Source organism: Halostella limicola, from assembly GCF_003675875.1.
Lineage (GTDB): Archaea > Halobacteriota > Halobacteria > Halobacteriales > Natronoarchaeaceae > Halostella > Halostella limicola.
In genome coordinates, this window is record NZ_RCDI01000001.1 from 700,569 (window position 1) to 714,016 (window position 13,448).

At 70.2% G+C, this 13,448-nt stretch carries 16 protein-coding genes and 1 tRNA gene; 10 read left to right on the forward strand and 7 right to left on the reverse strand.

Features of this window, described 5'->3' with window-relative positions; translation table 11 throughout:
* The first annotated feature begins 8 nt into the window (after nt 1–8).
* Complete coding sequence (locus D8670_RS04490) at nt 9–758, forward strand: cupredoxin domain-containing protein (RefSeq protein WP_121816882.1); 750 nt, start codon at nt 9–11, stop codon at nt 756–758.
* A gap of 71 nt (nt 759–829) precedes the next feature.
* On the opposite strand, the gene D8670_RS04495 is transcribed toward D8670_RS04490, so the two are convergent.
* A complete protein-coding gene (locus D8670_RS04495; protein ID WP_121816883.1) occupies nt 830–1,285 on the reverse strand; it encodes a DUF5814 domain-containing protein in 456 nt (151 codons plus the stop codon).
* A gap of 198 nt (nt 1,286–1,483) precedes the next feature.
* Between D8670_RS04495 and D8670_RS04500 the strand changes: the two genes are divergently transcribed.
* A complete protein-coding gene (locus D8670_RS04500) occupies nt 1,484–2,353 on the forward strand; it encodes a hypothetical protein (RefSeq protein WP_121816884.1) in 870 nt (289 codons plus the stop codon).
* A gap of 60 nt (nt 2,354–2,413) precedes the next feature.
* Nucleotides 2,414–3,619 carry a threonine synthase gene (locus D8670_RS04505; protein WP_121816885.1) on the forward strand — a complete coding sequence of 402 codons (1,206 nt, stop codon included), beginning with the start codon at nt 2,414–2,416 and terminating at the stop codon, nt 3,617–3,619.
* A gap of 51 nt (nt 3,620–3,670) precedes the next feature.
* Here D8670_RS04505 and D8670_RS04510 read toward each other — a convergent pair whose 3' ends face one another.
* Genes D8670_RS04510 through D8670_RS04520 form a run of 3 tightly spaced genes read right to left on the reverse strand, consistent with a single transcriptional unit; the run spans nt 3,671 to nt 6,491 of the window.
* Nucleotides 3,671–4,882 carry a Tm-1-like ATP-binding domain-containing protein gene (locus tag D8670_RS04510; protein ID WP_121816886.1) on the reverse strand — a complete coding sequence of 404 codons (1,212 nt, stop codon included), beginning with the start codon at nt 4,880–4,882 and terminating at the stop codon, nt 3,671–3,673.
* Nucleotides 4,882–5,715, reverse strand: a complete 834-nt coding sequence (locus tag D8670_RS04515) for a phosphoenolpyruvate hydrolase family protein (protein ID WP_121816887.1) — start codon at nt 5,713–5,715, stop codon at nt 4,882–4,884. Before D8670_RS04515 ends, D8670_RS04510 begins: the two co-directional genes overlap by 1 nt.
* Before the next feature lie 59 nt (nt 5,716–5,774).
* Complete coding sequence (locus D8670_RS04520) at nt 5,775–6,491, reverse strand: Yip1 family protein (RefSeq protein ID WP_121816888.1); 717 nt, start codon at nt 6,489–6,491, stop codon at nt 5,775–5,777.
* 142 nt (nt 6,492–6,633) lie between these two features.
* On the opposite strand from D8670_RS04520, the gene D8670_RS04525 reads away from it, so the two are divergent.
* The 3 genes from D8670_RS04525 (at nt 6,634) to D8670_RS04535 (ending at nt 8,360) form a co-directional block, all read left to right on the forward strand.
* Nucleotides 6,634–7,335 (forward strand): helix-turn-helix domain-containing protein, encoded by a 702-nt coding sequence (locus D8670_RS04525; RefSeq protein WP_121816889.1) that lies wholly within the window; start codon nt 6,634–6,636, stop codon nt 7,333–7,335.
* A gap of 43 nt (nt 7,336–7,378) precedes the next feature.
* A complete protein-coding gene (locus D8670_RS04530; protein WP_121816890.1) occupies nt 7,379–8,194 on the forward strand; it encodes an alpha/beta fold hydrolase in 816 nt (271 codons plus the stop codon).
* Between the two features lie 93 nt (nt 8,195–8,287).
* Nucleotides 8,288–8,360, forward strand: a tRNA-His gene (locus D8670_RS04535).
* A 55-nt stretch (nt 8,361–8,415) separates the two neighbouring features.
* Here D8670_RS04535 and D8670_RS04540 read toward each other — a convergent pair.
* Nucleotides 8,416–9,264 (reverse strand): ABC transporter permease subunit, encoded by an 849-nt coding sequence (locus D8670_RS04540; RefSeq protein ID WP_121816891.1) that lies wholly within the window; start codon nt 9,262–9,264, stop codon nt 8,416–8,418.
* Between the two features lie 309 nt (nt 9,265–9,573).
* Here D8670_RS04540 and D8670_RS04545 point away from each other — a divergent pair, with 309 nt between their 5' ends.
* The gene (locus D8670_RS04545; protein ID WP_121816892.1) at nt 9,574–10,212 is read left to right on the forward strand and encodes a helix-turn-helix domain-containing protein; all 639 of its coding nucleotides are present in this window, start codon (nt 9,574–9,576) and stop codon (nt 10,210–10,212) included.
* Between the two features lie 67 nt (nt 10,213–10,279).
* Here D8670_RS04545 and merB read toward each other — a convergent pair whose 3' ends face one another.
* Nucleotides 10,280–10,882 (reverse strand): organomercurial lyase, encoded by a 603-nt coding sequence (gene merB / locus D8670_RS04550; protein ID WP_121816893.1) that lies wholly within the window; start codon nt 10,880–10,882, stop codon nt 10,280–10,282.
* 183 nt (nt 10,883–11,065) lie between these two features.
* Between merB and D8670_RS04555 the strand changes: the two genes are divergently transcribed.
* Nucleotides 11,066–11,869, forward strand: coding sequence for a helix-turn-helix transcriptional regulator (locus tag D8670_RS04555; protein WP_121816894.1), 804 nt, complete (start codon nt 11,066–11,068; stop codon nt 11,867–11,869).
* 3 nt (nt 11,870–11,872) lie between these two features.
* Here the strand turns inward: D8670_RS04555 and D8670_RS04560 are convergent, their stop codons facing one another.
* Nucleotides 11,873–12,223 carry a four-helix bundle copper-binding protein gene (locus D8670_RS04560; protein ID WP_121816895.1) on the reverse strand — a complete coding sequence of 117 codons (351 nt, stop codon included), beginning with the start codon at nt 12,221–12,223 and terminating at the stop codon, nt 11,873–11,875.
* A 264-nt stretch (nt 12,224–12,487) separates the two neighbouring features.
* Here D8670_RS04560 and D8670_RS04565 point away from each other — a divergent pair, with 264 nt between their 5' ends.
* Together D8670_RS04565 and D8670_RS21460 are read left to right on the forward strand one after the other, a co-directional pair.
* On the forward strand, nt 12,488–12,793 hold the full coding sequence (locus tag D8670_RS04565) for a hypothetical protein (protein WP_121816896.1): 306 nt from the start codon (nt 12,488–12,490) through the stop codon (nt 12,791–12,793).
* 2 nt (nt 12,794–12,795) lie between these two features.
* Complete coding sequence (locus D8670_RS21460) at nt 12,796–13,365, forward strand: winged-helix domain-containing protein (protein WP_121816897.1); 570 nt, start codon at nt 12,796–12,798, stop codon at nt 13,363–13,365.
* Nucleotides 13,366–13,448 lie beyond the last annotated feature (83 nt).

The window sequence follows — 13,448 nt, forward strand, 5'->3', positions numbered from 1 at the left end:
CGTTGACCATGGTAGACAATAACACACAACGCCGGTCGGTCCTGAAAGCGATCGGCGCGGGAACGGCGCTATCGGCCGTCGGCGGGGTCGCCGCGGCCGGGGGAGACGACGACGAGCACGGTGACGACGGTCACCATGACGACGATCACGACGACGGGTCGCGAAGCGACTGCGCGCAGTCGGAGTGCATCCACCCGGTGCTCGGTTACTCCGGACTGGACCCGGACGCAGACCTCGCGAAGTCGCTCCGGGCGGACCACGAGGTGGACCTGGTCACGGAGCTCCGCGAGGACCGCTTCCTGCCGGAGTTCTTCTTCGAGCCGACCGGGCTCGCCGTCGAGCCCGGCGACGTCGTCCGGTTCAACCTCGCGACGCCGGACCACACCGTGACCGCGTACCACCCGCGGCTCGGCCGCCAGCGCCGCGTCCCGGAGGACGTCCCGCCGCTGTCGTCGCCCGTGCTCGGCGCGGAGGCGTTCTGGCTGTACCGGTTCGACGAGCCCGGCGTCTACGACCTGCTGTGTGCCCCGCACGAGATCTTCGGGATGGTCACGCGCGTCGTCGTCGGCGACCCGACGCCGGACTTCGGCGAGGCAGGCGAGGGAGCCCGACCGCCGGAGCTGACCGCCGCGCTCGTGTACGACGATCCGCACCTCGACCCGAAGTACATCGACCGGCACGGCGAGGTCTCGTGGCAGGAGCTCAGAGACGATAGCAAGGAGATACTGGTCGAGTTCCCGGAGGGCGGAGAGGAGTAGATCGACATCGAGAGCCCGAAGCGTCCGGCAGGAGCGGAACCACCGCGGCCCGACGCGGTTTTCCGGCGACCTCAGCCCGACAGCGTCTCCTTCTCCTCGCGGATCCGGCGACGCATCTCCTCGTTCCCGTCGACCTGGGCCAGCTGTTCGGCGGCCTCCAGCGTTCGCACGCCGCTGTCGAGAAACGAGAGGACGTCGCCCTCGTAGGCGTACAGCATGTAGTCGTCGCCCATCACGTCGACGATGGCTCCGGGGCCGAGCCCCTGCGCGCGCAGTTCGAGCAGGTACCGGATGAACTTCTCCTCGGGGTGGCCGCAGTAGGGGTTGTTGTCGCAGTCGCAGTCGAGGAAGTCCTCGGCGAAGTCGAGCACCTTGTCCCGCGTCGACTCGTTCAGCTTCTCCAGCCCGTCGCCAGTGAACAGCACGTCCAGCGTCGCCCCCTTGAACGCGCCCTTGGGGATGTTCGTGTCGAGCTGGGAGCTGAGCTGCCGGTGGTTCTTGACGTAGATCTTGTCCGTGATGGCCACAGTTGGGCGTCCGTAGGGGCGACGGCGGCAAAAGCGTCCCGGACGGCCGTCGATCCGTCCGCGCGGATACTGACGGCGATCTGACGGGGCCGGCGTCGCTTCCGTTCCGGAACGGGCTTCTCCGGATATTTCGGACGGACAGGTACGCTACCGTACGAAAACGGTTATCACCCCGGCCGAGGTGTGTCAAAGGGTGTCATGACAAGGGATCGATCAGGTGTCTCCCGCCGCGCCGTGTTGCGGGCGTCGTCGGGCGCGGTCGGGTTCTCCGCGCTCGCCCCGCAGGTCGGCCCCGGGGCAGACGGACGGAACGCGACCGACCGGAACGTACCCGGCCGAGACGACCGCTGTCCTGACGCGACGAAGGCGCCGTCGATGCGCCACTGCGAGGCCGCCGAGACGGAGGGCTGCGCGGACGACCACCCGGAAACCGCGGCGATCAGGGAGGACGTGGACGACGCGCTGACGAACGACTACCCGGACGTGGGAACGCTGATCGACGAGGGATTCGTCCCCTACTTCGACCTGGCGCGCGACGGCGACGAGGGGGGCTACTCCCACTGGCTGAACCCGGAGTTCATCGGCGACGACTCGGTGCTCGACCCGGAGCGCCCCGAGTCCGTCCTCGTCGACAACAAGTGGTGGCGACCGATCGGCGTCATGTTCGTCGGGACCGAGGGCGGCGACCCGCTCGACAGCCCACCGGCCGTGTACGAGACGGAGGATGGGCGGGCGTGCGCGCCGTGGCACTACCACGCAGGGCGGCCGGGGCGGTTCGCGTGGTGGTACTACGAGCAGTTCCACGAGGCGAAGTTCGGCGAGTGGTCCCTGCAACTGCCCTGCCGGACGCCCTGCATGCTGCACGTCTGGACGTATCCGAATCCGGAGGGCGTCTACGCGCACGGCCCGCCGCCGCGGGGGAATCGCGGCGGCCCGCCGGCCGAGGACCCGGGGTTCGACACGCCGGCGACGCCCGGCGAGGACGACCTCTCGTGGGCGGCGCTCCCCGACGACTTCGTCAGTCAGGTTCGGCCCGCCGAGTGGATCGTCGACTTGCTGGAGGGCTGAGCGGTCGCCGGCGGCGACCGCAGGACCCATCTCCGTGCGCGGAGAGGTACGACCGACCGGATGTCTCTCGAACGCGTCTGTTACGACTGCGGCAGGCGAACCGCCGAGCCCGTCGCCCGCTGTGACTGCGGCGAACCGCTGTGGCTCGCTACCGACCCCGGCTCCTTCGACTGGGACGACGTCGCCGACGCGCCGGGGCTGTGGCGCTACGAGTCGCTCCTGCCGGTCGTCCCCGACCCCCTCGACGGCCTCGCGACCGCGGCGGGCGACACGCCGCTTTTCGGCGCGCCGGAACTCGACGCGTTCGCCGGCGTCCGCACCCACGTCAAAGTCGAGGGCCAGCAGCCGACGGGGAGCTTCAAGGACCGCGGGAGCGCGCTCGGCCTCGCCGCCGTCCGCGAGGGCGCCGTCGGCGACGTCGACGCCGTCGGCACCGTCTCACACGGCAACATGGCCATGAGCACCGCCGCGTTCGCGGCCGCGGCTGGCGTCCCCTGCACCGTGCTCGTCCCCGCGGACATCCCCGAGGAGCGACTGGGGATCATCGCGCAGTACGACCCGACGCTCCTTCGCGTCGAGGGCGACTACGGCCGCCTCTACCGGCGCTCGCTCGAACTCGGCCCCGAGCGCGGCGTCGCCTTCCTCAACTCCGACGCCCCGCTGCGCGTCGAGGGCCAGAAGACGACCGCCGTCGAGATCTGCGAGGCGTTCGCGCCCGACGTTCCCGACGCCGTCGTGCTGCCGGTCAGCAGCGGCGGCCACGCCAGCGGCGCGTGGAAGGCGCTGCGCGAACTCCGGGCGGCCGGGACCATCGACGACATCCCCCCGCTGTACCTCGTCCAGGCGGCGGCCTGCGCGCCGATCGCCGAGGCGTTCGCGGCCGGGGACGACGCGGTGACGCCCGTCGAGGGCGGCGACACGATCGCCTACTCCATCGCCAACGCCGACCCGCCGAGCGGCACCCGGGCGCTCCGCGCGGCCCGCGACACCGGCGGTGGCGCGCTCGCCGTGGACGACGACGCGATCCGCGCGGCCCAGCGCGCGCTGGCGACCGAGGCGGGCCTGAGCGCGGAGTCCGCGTCCGCGGTCGCGCTGGCCGGCGCGAGACGCCTCGCCGAGGGTGGCGAACTCTCGTCGGGCGACGACGTGGTCGTCGTCGTGACGGGAACGGGACTGAAGTTGTCCGGCGGCGCGGCGTCCGTCCCGACAGTCTCCATCGACGAACTGGACGCCGAACTGGCCGGGGCGGGCGAGCGCGCCCCGTAGGCGGGGTATCGCAGTCCCCCGAGGAGTCTGCCGACCGGTTCCGGCGACCTCTCAGCTCCCACCGCCCACGTACTCGTCCATCTTCCGCGCCATCGACAGCGCGAACGCCTCGTCGTTGACGTCGGTCTCCATCTCGACGAGCTCGACGTCGTCGTTCAGATGCTCCCTGAGCGCGTCGAACAGCGCCGCGTCGGCCTCGGGGTCGTGGAAGTCCTCGCCCTCGACGCTGATCTGGGAGACGCCCCGCAGCGGCAGGTAGACGGCGACGGGTCCCGACGCCGCGTTCAGCTTCTCGGCGATGATCTCGCCGATCGCCGCCGTCTCCTCGGGCGTCGTCCGCATCAGCGTCACCTGCGGGTTGTGCTCGTGGAACTGCCGGCCATCGAACTCCTCGGGGACGGTGTCCGGCGGGCCGAAGTTCACCATGTCGAGCGCGCCCACCGAGATGACGTGGGGGATCCCCGCCTCCCCAGGCGCGTCGAGGCGGTCCGGTCCGGCGTTGAGGACGCCGCCGACGTGCTCGTCGGCCCACTCGGTCGTCGTCACGTCGAGGACGCCGTCGACGATCCCCTGCCGGACCAGATCCTCCATCGCCCGACCGCCGGAGCCGGTCGCGTGGAAGACGATCGTCTCGTACCCCTGGTCTTCGAGGTACTCCCGCGCAGTCTGGACGCAGGGCGTCGTGACCCCGAACATCGTGACGGCGATGGTCGGCCGGTCCTCGACCTCGACGTCGGCCTCGTTCGCGACCATCCCGACCGTCGCCAGCGCCGCGTTCGCAATGATGCGCCGGGAGAGCTGGTTCAGCCCCTCGATGTCGGCGACGGAGTACATCATCGTCACGTCCGTCGACCCGACGTACGGCTCCACGTCGCCCGACGCCATGGTCGACGCCATCACCTTCGGCACGCCGACCGGGAGCGCCCGCATCGCGGCCGTCGCGATCGACGTGTTCCCGGAGCCGCCGAGGCCGAGGACGCCGTCGAGGTCTCCCTCGTCGTGGAGCTGGCTGACGATCTCGGCCGCGCCGCGACCCATGACGTCCATCGCCGCGCCGCGGTCGGCGCGCTCGCGCAGGTCGTCCAGATCTCCGCCGCCCGCCTCCGCGACCGTCTCGGCGCTCGTGTCCGGTTCGAACCCGGGGTCGCCCATGACGCCCGTATCGACAACGTGTACGTCGATCCCCTGTGCTTCGATCACGTCGCGGGCGAAGCCGATCTCCTCCGCCTTCGTGTCGAGCGTGCCGACGATGACGACCGCCATCAGAACTCGATCCCCTTGAACTCGCGCGTCTGGTTCTCGATGGCCTCCTCCGTCGGCAGGCGCTCGATGCTCGACGCGCCGAAGAAGCCGACCACGCCCTCGGTCTCGTTCAGCACGTACTCGGCGTCGTCGGGCCAGGCGATCGGGCCGCCGTGGCAGATCACCATCACGTCCTCGTTCACGTCCTTGGCGGCGTCGTGGTGTGCCTGGACGCACTCGGCCGCCTCGTCGAGGTCAAGTGCCGTCTCCGCGCCGATGTCGCCGGAGGTCGTCAGCCCCATGTGCGAGACGATCAGGTCGGCCCCGGCCGCGGCCATCTCGCGGGCCTGATCCTCGGAGAAGACGTACGGGCAGGTGAGCATCCCCTGATCGGCGGCCTCGCTGATCATCTCGACCTCCTTGTCGTAGCCCATCCCCGTCTCCTCTAGGTTCCGCCGGAACTGGCTGCCCTCGTCGATCAGCCCCACGGTCGGGAAGTTCTGCACGCCCGAGAACCCCCGCCGCTTGAGATCCTCGACGAAGACGTCCATCTCCCGGAACGGGTCGGTCCCGTTGACGCCGGCCAGCACGGGCGTCTCCTCGACGACGGGGAGCACCTGCCGGCCCATGTCGAGGACGATCTCGTTCGCGTCGCCGTACGGCATGAGGCCGGCGAGCGACCCGCGGCCGTTCATCCGGTACCGCCCCGAGTTGTAGATGATCAGGAGGTCGACGCCGCCGCGCTCCGCGAACTTCGCCGACATCCCCGTCCCCGCGCCGGCCCCGATGATCGGTTCCCCCTTGTCCGCCGTCTCCCTGAGTCGCGAACGCGACTCCTCGCGCGTGTAGTGCATGTGGCACTAGTTAGCAATGATAGTCCGTCTAATCAATATTCGCCAAGACGTTCGTCGGCTCAGGCCGCGCCGAACAGCCACACGAGCAGCGCCGCGGCGCCGGCCACCGCCGACGCGGCGGTCCCGCCGACGTTCCGGCCCTCCTGCAGGCCGACCCGCCAGATCACCGCGCCCCACAGCGTCGTCGCGACGCCCGTGACGGTTCCGGCCACCTCCAGCGCGCCGAGGGAGTCGATGACCTCCCGCCGGAGCGCCGCCGGTTCCGCCGACGACGACACCGTCACCGGGTCGAACGTGAGCGCGAGCACGACCAGCCCCACGGCGAACCCCGCGACGCCCGGTGCGAGCCCCCAGGCCGCCACGGCCCAGGAGTTCCTCGCCGACCCCTCGCCGCCGGCCAGCCACGACCCGGCGTGCAGGAGGCCGCCGACGAACAGCCAGACGATGGGGAGGCCGAGCACCAGACCGCTCGCCGACTTGCCCACCGCCTTCCAGAGGAACTCGTCGATGTCCCGTTTGACCTCTTTTGGCTCGTCGCAACTGCTCGCCAGCTGCTCGCTCCCGGCCGATCCCTCGCAGAACGCGTCCGGCGGTCGCTCGGGGTTGTCGACCGTGACGGCGCCGTCGATGCGCTCGGTGAATATCAACCCCATCCCGTACACGCCGGCGACCATCGCGGCCGTCACCAGCGCCACGACGGCCAGCCCGCGGGCGAGGCTGACGCCGCGTTCGTCGAAGTACCTGCCCGGGCGGAGGAGGGGCGTTCGCGGGGACATCGATCTAAATTCTAATTCGTACGATAAGAAAACTGTCGGATTTATCTCCGCGAGGTTCCGCCGCGGCTGAGCCTCCGCCCGCGGCGACGGGCGCTGCGCCGGCGACCGACGCGTACTTATCGGCCCTTGCGAAGTAATTCGTATGTCCCTCGTAGCGGAATACAAGGTGGGCTGTCGGCACCTCCCGCTCGTCGACGTCGCGGCGGCCGTCCCGGACGCGGCCCTGCGCGTCGACGTGGGACAGCCGAACCAGGGCGGGCCGCCGCCGTTCGCCGTTCGCGCCGCCGCCGAGTTCGAGGCGGTGGAGCGGGCCTTCGACGAGAGCGCCTTCGTCAGCGAGTACTCAGTTGTCGGCCGGACCGGGGACATCCGCCGGTACGCGGTCACCCCCGCGTTCACCATGACCGAGCAGTTCGGCGACGCCGTCGACGACCTGGCCCGACTGAAGACTCTCGCAGCCAACGAGTCCGTCGTCGACTACATCCGCGTCGTCGCCGACGGCTGGGTCCAGAAGCGCCGGTTCGCGGACCGGGACGCCTTCGACGAGTACTGCGCGTTCTGGCGCGAGAACGCCTCGTTCTCACTCCACCGCCTCGCCACGGACGACGCCGACGCGACGCCCGCCGCGACGACCGGTCCCGACCTCACCGACCGCCAGCGCGAGGCGCTGCGCACCGCCCACGAAATGGGCTACTTCGAGGTGCCCCGCGGGGCGTCGCTGTCGGAGGTCGCGGAGGAACTCGGCATCTCGCCGCCGTCGCTCTCGGAGCGCCTCCGCCGCGGGTCCGCGGCGCTGGTCGAGGACGCGATTCCGGTGGGTCACTTAAAGGCCCTCACGCGTTAGAGAACGAGCTATCCGACCCGGCACCTCAGATACGGTTCCACCAATGCAGACGGTAGCGTCCGCCGACGGCACGCGCATCGCGTACGAACGACGTGGCGACGGCCCGCCGCTGGTCCTCCTCCACGGCGGGTCGTCGAGCAGCTACTGGGACCCCGTCGTCCCCCGGTTCGCCGACGACTACACGGTCGTCGTCCCCGACAGACGGGGCCGCGGGAACAGCGACCACCCCGACGATCCCGCCGCCTACGGCCTCGACCGCGAGGTCGACGATGTCCACGCGGTCGTCGAGGCGGTCGACGGCGACCCGGTCCTGTTCGGGCACTCCTTCGGCGGCCTGCAGGCGATCGAGGCCGCCCGCGACGCCCCCGTCGAGGCGGTCGTCGCCTACGAACCGGCGGTCATCGTCGGCGAGTACCGCGAGCGGGCGGACCTCGCGGACCGGATGCGGGCGCGACTCGACGAGGGCGAGCGCCGCGAGGCGATGAAGCTCCACCTCGGCGAGGTGATCCACGGCGGCGAGATGGACGACCTCGACGCGTGGCTGGCGGAGTGGCCGGCCTGGCCCGACTGCGTCGAGCGCGTGGAGAAGGCCCTGTACATGAACCGCGCCGTCGAGGAGTACCGCCTCCCCGACGAACTGGACGTCGACGCGCCGGCGCTCCTGCTGACCGGTTCCGAGGGTCCCTCCCACCTCCGGGACAGCGTCCGCGCCGTCCGCGAGGCGCTCCCCGACAGCCGCCTCGTCGAATTCGACGGCGTCAGCCACATCGGTCCCGTCGAGGCGCCCGACCGCGTCGTCCCGGAGGTCCAGTCCTTCCTCCGCGAGGCGGCGGCCGAGCCGAGACCGCCGTCTGAGTGAGGCGGGGATCGCCGGTGCGGTACGTCCCGTCGTGGCACTGCCCGCCCGGAGTCGTAACGTATTTTAATTCCTCATCCGTTACGTGGACATGTGTCCGGGTTGGGGTAGTGGACTATCCTTCAGCCTTGTGGAGGCTGAGACGCGGGTTCAATTCTCGCACCTGGACCTCGTTCCTTCGAAGAATTACGCCGTAGCTCCCGGTGTGCGTTTTCTCCGGCCGCTCACCCGATGTCGGCCCGTTCGAACCGCCGAAGCCCGAACAGGATCGGCGCGACGAGCCAGGCGAGCAGGACGACGACGGCGACCTCCGGGCGGGCGTACCAGGCGACTCCGTCGGCCGCCGGGAGGTCCATGAACCCGGCGGGGAAGGCGAGCTGAACGGCGACGAGGTACGCCTGCGTCGGGTTGGTGAGCACGCCGAGGAACCGGGTCGCGTCCTCGCCCACGCCGAGTCCGAGCAGTTCATTGAGGGCGTACCGCAGGGCGGCGAGCGCGGACATGCCGTCGACCAGCGTCATCACGTTCGTCGAGAAGTAGAAGCCGAGCGCGGCGGCCATCGCCTGCGCCCGCGACGCCGTCGACGCGGAGATGCCGATCGCCACGGCGACGTAGGCGAGCGCGTACACCGTCGTCAGGGCGGCGATGCCCGCGAACGTGCCGGTCCTGAGCGACCCGAACCAGACCGCCGAGAGCGCGGCCGCCACGGCGAACGCGAGCGCCAGCGACGCGGCGACGACGGCGGCCCGCGAGACGTACTTGCCGACGACCACGTCGCGCCGGGTGATCGGGGTCGACAGCAGGAACTTGATGCTCCCGGACTCGCGCTCGCCGGCGACGGCGAGGTAGGCGGAGACGAGCGCGACGGCGGGCACGAACACCGCACCGACGAACGCGACGTTCCAGAGCGCGCGGAGGACCGCCGGGGGGCCGTCGGGGCCGCCGGCGTCGGCAAGCCGAACCTGCACGAAAAACAGCGCGGTCAGCAGGACGTACACCCCGACGACGAACCAGACGATCTTCGCCCGCCGGACGTCGAGGAAGTCCTTGCGGGCGACGGCGGCGGCGCTCACGCTCTCCCCTCCCTGACCGGATGCCCGTCAGAGGCTCTTCGGCCGCCTGGTCGCCGAGACGGTGCGGCGGCGAAACGCTTCACTGGGTCGCGCTTTCGGGTGGCGGTCATCGAGCGAGGATACGCCCTCCCGCCGCAAAGCCGGTTCTCCGGCGATGCTGGGTGGGTTTATCCGTGGCCGCTGGTCGTCGCTCCCGCGTTCGCTCTCTCGGCCTTCGCGGCGACGGTTCGGACCGGAAAGACTGGGAAGTATCGTTCAGCCTCCCGGGAACAACGTTTTATCGGGCACCGAACGAATACTACGGAGATCATGCGGGAAGCCCTCGTCAGCCTCGACGAATCGGAACTCGCCGCCGTCGGCCTCGAGGAGCTGGTGTCGATCTGTCGCTCGGCCGGGATAGAGGACTTCGAGGAGTTCGCGTGTTACGGCGACGGCGCGATCGTACAGGTGGAAGTGGCCGCGCGACTCGACGAGAAGCGCTTCGCGTCGCTCGACTACGTCGACCGGTGGGAGCGACTCGCGGAGTCCGACGGCTCGCACCTGTACCTGATCGCCTTCACTGCGCCGGGGATCGGGGACGCGGCCGCCGACCACGCGGATGACCTCGTCGGCTGCTGCGAGCCGACGCTGACCGACAACGGGGCCACGATGTCCTTCGTCGGACCGCAGGCGGCGATCAGCGGCATCGTCGACGAGTACGAGCGGGCCGGCCTCTCGCCGGACCTGCGGAAGATAGCGGCGTACGACGGCCGCCGGGACTCGCTGGACGCGCTGACCGACCGGCAGCGCGAGGTGGTTCGGACCGCCTACGAGATGGGGTACTATGAGGTCCCCCGCGAGGTGTCGACCGCGGAGATCGCGGGCGAACTGGATCTGGACGGGTCGACGGTGGCCGAGCACCTGCAGCGGGCCGAGCGGAACCTGCTGTCGAACTACCTCGGGCAGTGACGGACAGCGACGGGAGGAGACCCCGTCCGCCGTCGGACTGCGGCGCTCCGGTCCGGCGTCCCCGAAGTCAGCCGTCCGAGAGCCGCTGGGCGAGCGCTTTCGCGAGGGCGAACGCCTTGGCGGCGCGGAGCGGCGTCGTCGCCGCGTCCGGCGTCGCGGCGGCCCACTCCTCGTACGCCGCCTCGTCGGGGAACGCGTTGACGTAGGGACAGAACGCCCGGTAGCCGTACTCGAACGCGTCGGCCCGGTCCGCCGGCGGCGACGGGTCGGCCTCGATGCCGAACGAGACGACGGCGCTCTCGGGGTCCGCCGAGACGCCCTCCCGCGAGACCGTCATCGCGACGACGGCGTCGGAGGCGGGGCTCTCGGAGCGCACGTCGACCGTCGTCGCGTCGCCCTCGAGGACGAACGGGAGCAACAGGGCGTCGAGGACGCAGGCGAAGTGGTAGGTCTCGTCGCCGACGCGAGCCTCGTGGCGGGACGTCTCGGCGAGACAGAGGTGGTCGACGCCGAGCGCGCCGTTCACCTCCGCGAGGCTGTCGGCCGTCGCGTCGGCGAACTCGCCGAACGTCTCGGGAGCCTCGTCGAAGCCGAACGCGACGCGGAACCGTTCGGCGACCTCTGGGTCGATCTCGCGGTCGTCGATCGCGGTCGTAGGGGTGTTCGTCACGGGAAGTCACCTCGACCCGAACGACGCAGCGGAACGCCGTCCGCGTGACTCCGGAACTGCTGGGCGGGTTTTTCCCGGGCGGTAGGCGCGGGTCCCGAACGCCGGACATGATTTCGACCGTTCCACGACTGAAACCGGCCGAACAGTACTTGTGCCGGGCGAGCGCACGTAGCCCCAGAGTCAATGGGAGGAGAGGACGATCCGGTCGAGATCCTCAAAACGGTCGTCGACCGCCGCGAACTGCTGCGGCGGTTCGCCGACGGGCCGAAGGACAAGCGGACGCTCGAATCGGAGGTGTCGGTCTCGCGGTCGACGGTCAACCGCGCCGTCCGGGAGCTGGAGCTCCTCGAACTGATCGAGTACGGGGCCGACGGGTACCGCCTGACGCCGGTCGGCGAGTTCGTGACGGGCGCCGCCGAGGACGCGCTCGAACAGGTGGCGGCGGCCGCCCGGTTCACCGAGTTCCTGCAGTGGGTCCCGCGCTCGGAGTTCGACCTGGGCCTCCAGCACCTCCGCGACGCCGATTTGCACACCGCCGACGCGGGCGATCCGTGGTCGATGATCAACGAGCACGTCGCGCGACTCAAGGAGGCCTCGTCGGTCCGGGCGTCGCTCCCGGTGACGGGACTACACGCCTTCGAGGTCGTTCACGACCGGGTCGTTCACGGCGACGCGCGGATGGAACTGCTCGTGGAACCCGACGTGGCGGAAACTCACCGCACGGACGCCGCGTACGCGGACTTGTTCGAGAAACTGTCCCGGACGGACCGATACGAGATGTACGTCTACCCCGACTCCTTCCCGTTCGGGGTCGCCGTCATCGACGAGACGGTCCAGTTGCTCGCCGTCGACGGCGACGACCCGAAAGCGATCGTCGAGACGGACGACGCCGCGGTCCGCGAGTGGGCCCATGGGCAACTCGACGCCTACGAGCGGCGGGCGACGGAGTTCGAGGCCGGCGAGGGCGCCGCGCCGTCTGAGGCCTGACCGTCAGGCCGCCATCTCGCGGCAGGTCTCGGCGCAGTCCCGGAGGACCTCCGCGCAGACCTGACAGTGCTCGGCGTCATGCTGTTCGCACTCGTCGGCGCAGGCCTCACAGGCGTCGGCGCAGGTCTCCGCGAGGTCGGAACTGTAGTCGGAGTTCCGGGCCATGAAGCGCGCGTGGAGCGTCGTCAGGTCGGCGACGTCGCGACACAGGCGGAGACACTCCGCCATCTCCTCGCCCTCGCCCGCGCACTCGTCGGCACACCATTCGCAGGCCTGGGCCGCCTCCAGGCAGTTGTCGATACACTGCTGCATCTCGTCGTTCTGACTGACGTGGTCGATCTGAGTGAGCGCCATTGCGGGCGATCGGAGGGGATGGACGGGTTTTGTTATTCGCCGGCCAGCGCCGGACGATAACTAGTGAGGCGGGCAAGGCGGCGGTACAACCCGACCGTAACGCGGTCGGCGGATGTTTGTCTCGCCTTATCGCGGGGGCCGGGCCGCGAAACCGGTGGCCGAAGCGAACAGTGCTGCGGGCCGCGACGCGCGCCTGTCCGTCGCTCTGGTCCCGAGAACGCGGCGAAACCGGAGGTTAAGGCGGTTCCCGTCGTACGGTACCGCGTGACCGAAACCCTGATCCGCGCGCTCGGCGTCTCGTTCGCGATCGTCGCGGGGACGGGTGCGGGGATACTCGCCGTGCTCTCCTGGGAGATCTTCCGCGAGTCGCCGTTCGGGACGGTGATCGCCTTGGTGTCGTTGATCATGTCCGCGACGACGATATACCACGTCGTCCTGCTCGCGGCCGGGTCCGAGACGCTCCTCCTGCAAGTGCTTCGCAGCGTCGTCAACACGGTCATCGCCGCCTTCGTCCTGCTGGCCGTTCGCAGCCACCGCCGACTACAGCGGGACCGCCTGCGGGGCGAGTGACGATGGCCGAACTGACCCCGTTCCAGTCGTACAACCTCCTCGTCGGCCTCGTCGTCGGGGCTGGGCTCGTCTACTTCCTCTACCTCGAGTCCTCGGCGGCGGGGTACCGGCCGTTCCTGCTCGTCACCGTCGCCGGCCTCGTCGTGTTCGTCGTCGGCGGCCCGGTCGTCGAGGTGGCGGCCCCCGCCCTCGTCCACTGGGTCCACGGGCTCGGAGCGCTGCTGGTCGTCTTTGGGCTCTACAACCCCGTCAGCAACGACCTTAGGACGGAGGAGTGGGCCCGACTGCTGCTGGACGAACCGGCGCGGATCCGGCGGCCGGCCGACTGGATGACGCCGATGGACGACGCGATCCTGGAGCTGTTTCACTCCTCCGAGCTCGTCCTCACGCCCGCGATCATCGCGTTCAACATCGACCGCAGCCGGGAAGCGGTGAACCGCCGGCTAACCGCGCTGGAGGAACACGGGCTCGTGGAGCGGATGGAGCGAGGGAAGTACCGGATGACGGAACTCGGCGAGCGGTACCTCCGCGGCGAGTTGCACGTCGCCCTGCTGACCCAGGAAAGGGGGTAGCGCGGCCCGAAGCGCCCCCTCGGGTCGGAAGCACCGCGGCGAAGACCCGATCCGCGCCGAGCGCCGTCCAGACCACCCTCGGT

What these genes read in the sequence shown, in the direction of transcription:
- D8670_RS04490 (WP_121816882.1), top strand. Translation starts at nt 9, where the DNA reads ATGGTAGACAATAACACACAACGCCGGTCGGTCCTGAAAGCGATCGGC.
- D8670_RS04500 (WP_121816884.1), top strand. Translation starts at nt 1,484, where the DNA reads ATGACAAGGGATCGATCAGGTGTCTCCCGCCGCGCCGTGTTGCGGGCG.
- D8670_RS04505 (WP_121816885.1), top strand. Translation starts at nt 2,414, where the DNA reads ATGTCTCTCGAACGCGTCTGTTACGACTGCGGCAGGCGAACCGCCGAG.
- D8670_RS04510 (WP_121816886.1), bottom strand. Translation starts at nt 4,882, where the DNA reads ATGGCGGTCGTCATCGTCGGCACGCTCGACACGAAGGCGGAGGAGATC.
- D8670_RS04515 (WP_121816887.1), bottom strand. Translation starts at nt 5,715, where the DNA reads ATGCACTACACGCGCGAGGAGTCGCGTTCGCGACTCAGGGAGACGGCG.
- D8670_RS04520 (WP_121816888.1), bottom strand. Translation starts at nt 6,491, where the DNA reads ATGTCCCCGCGAACGCCCCTCCTCCGCCCGGGCAGGTACTTCGACGAA.
- D8670_RS04525 (WP_121816889.1), top strand. Translation starts at nt 6,634, where the DNA reads ATGTCCCTCGTAGCGGAATACAAGGTGGGCTGTCGGCACCTCCCGCTC.
- D8670_RS04530 (WP_121816890.1), top strand. Translation starts at nt 7,379, where the DNA reads ATGCAGACGGTAGCGTCCGCCGACGGCACGCGCATCGCGTACGAACGA.
- D8670_RS04545 (WP_121816892.1), top strand. Translation starts at nt 9,574, where the DNA reads ATGCGGGAAGCCCTCGTCAGCCTCGACGAATCGGAACTCGCCGCCGTC.
- D8670_RS04555 (WP_121816894.1), top strand. Translation starts at nt 11,066, where the DNA reads ATGGGAGGAGAGGACGATCCGGTCGAGATCCTCAAAACGGTCGTCGAC.
- D8670_RS04560 (WP_121816895.1), bottom strand. Translation starts at nt 12,223, where the DNA reads ATGGCGCTCACTCAGATCGACCACGTCAGTCAGAACGACGAGATGCAG.
- D8670_RS21460 (WP_121816897.1), top strand. Translation starts at nt 12,796, where the DNA reads ATGGCCGAACTGACCCCGTTCCAGTCGTACAACCTCCTCGTCGGCCTC.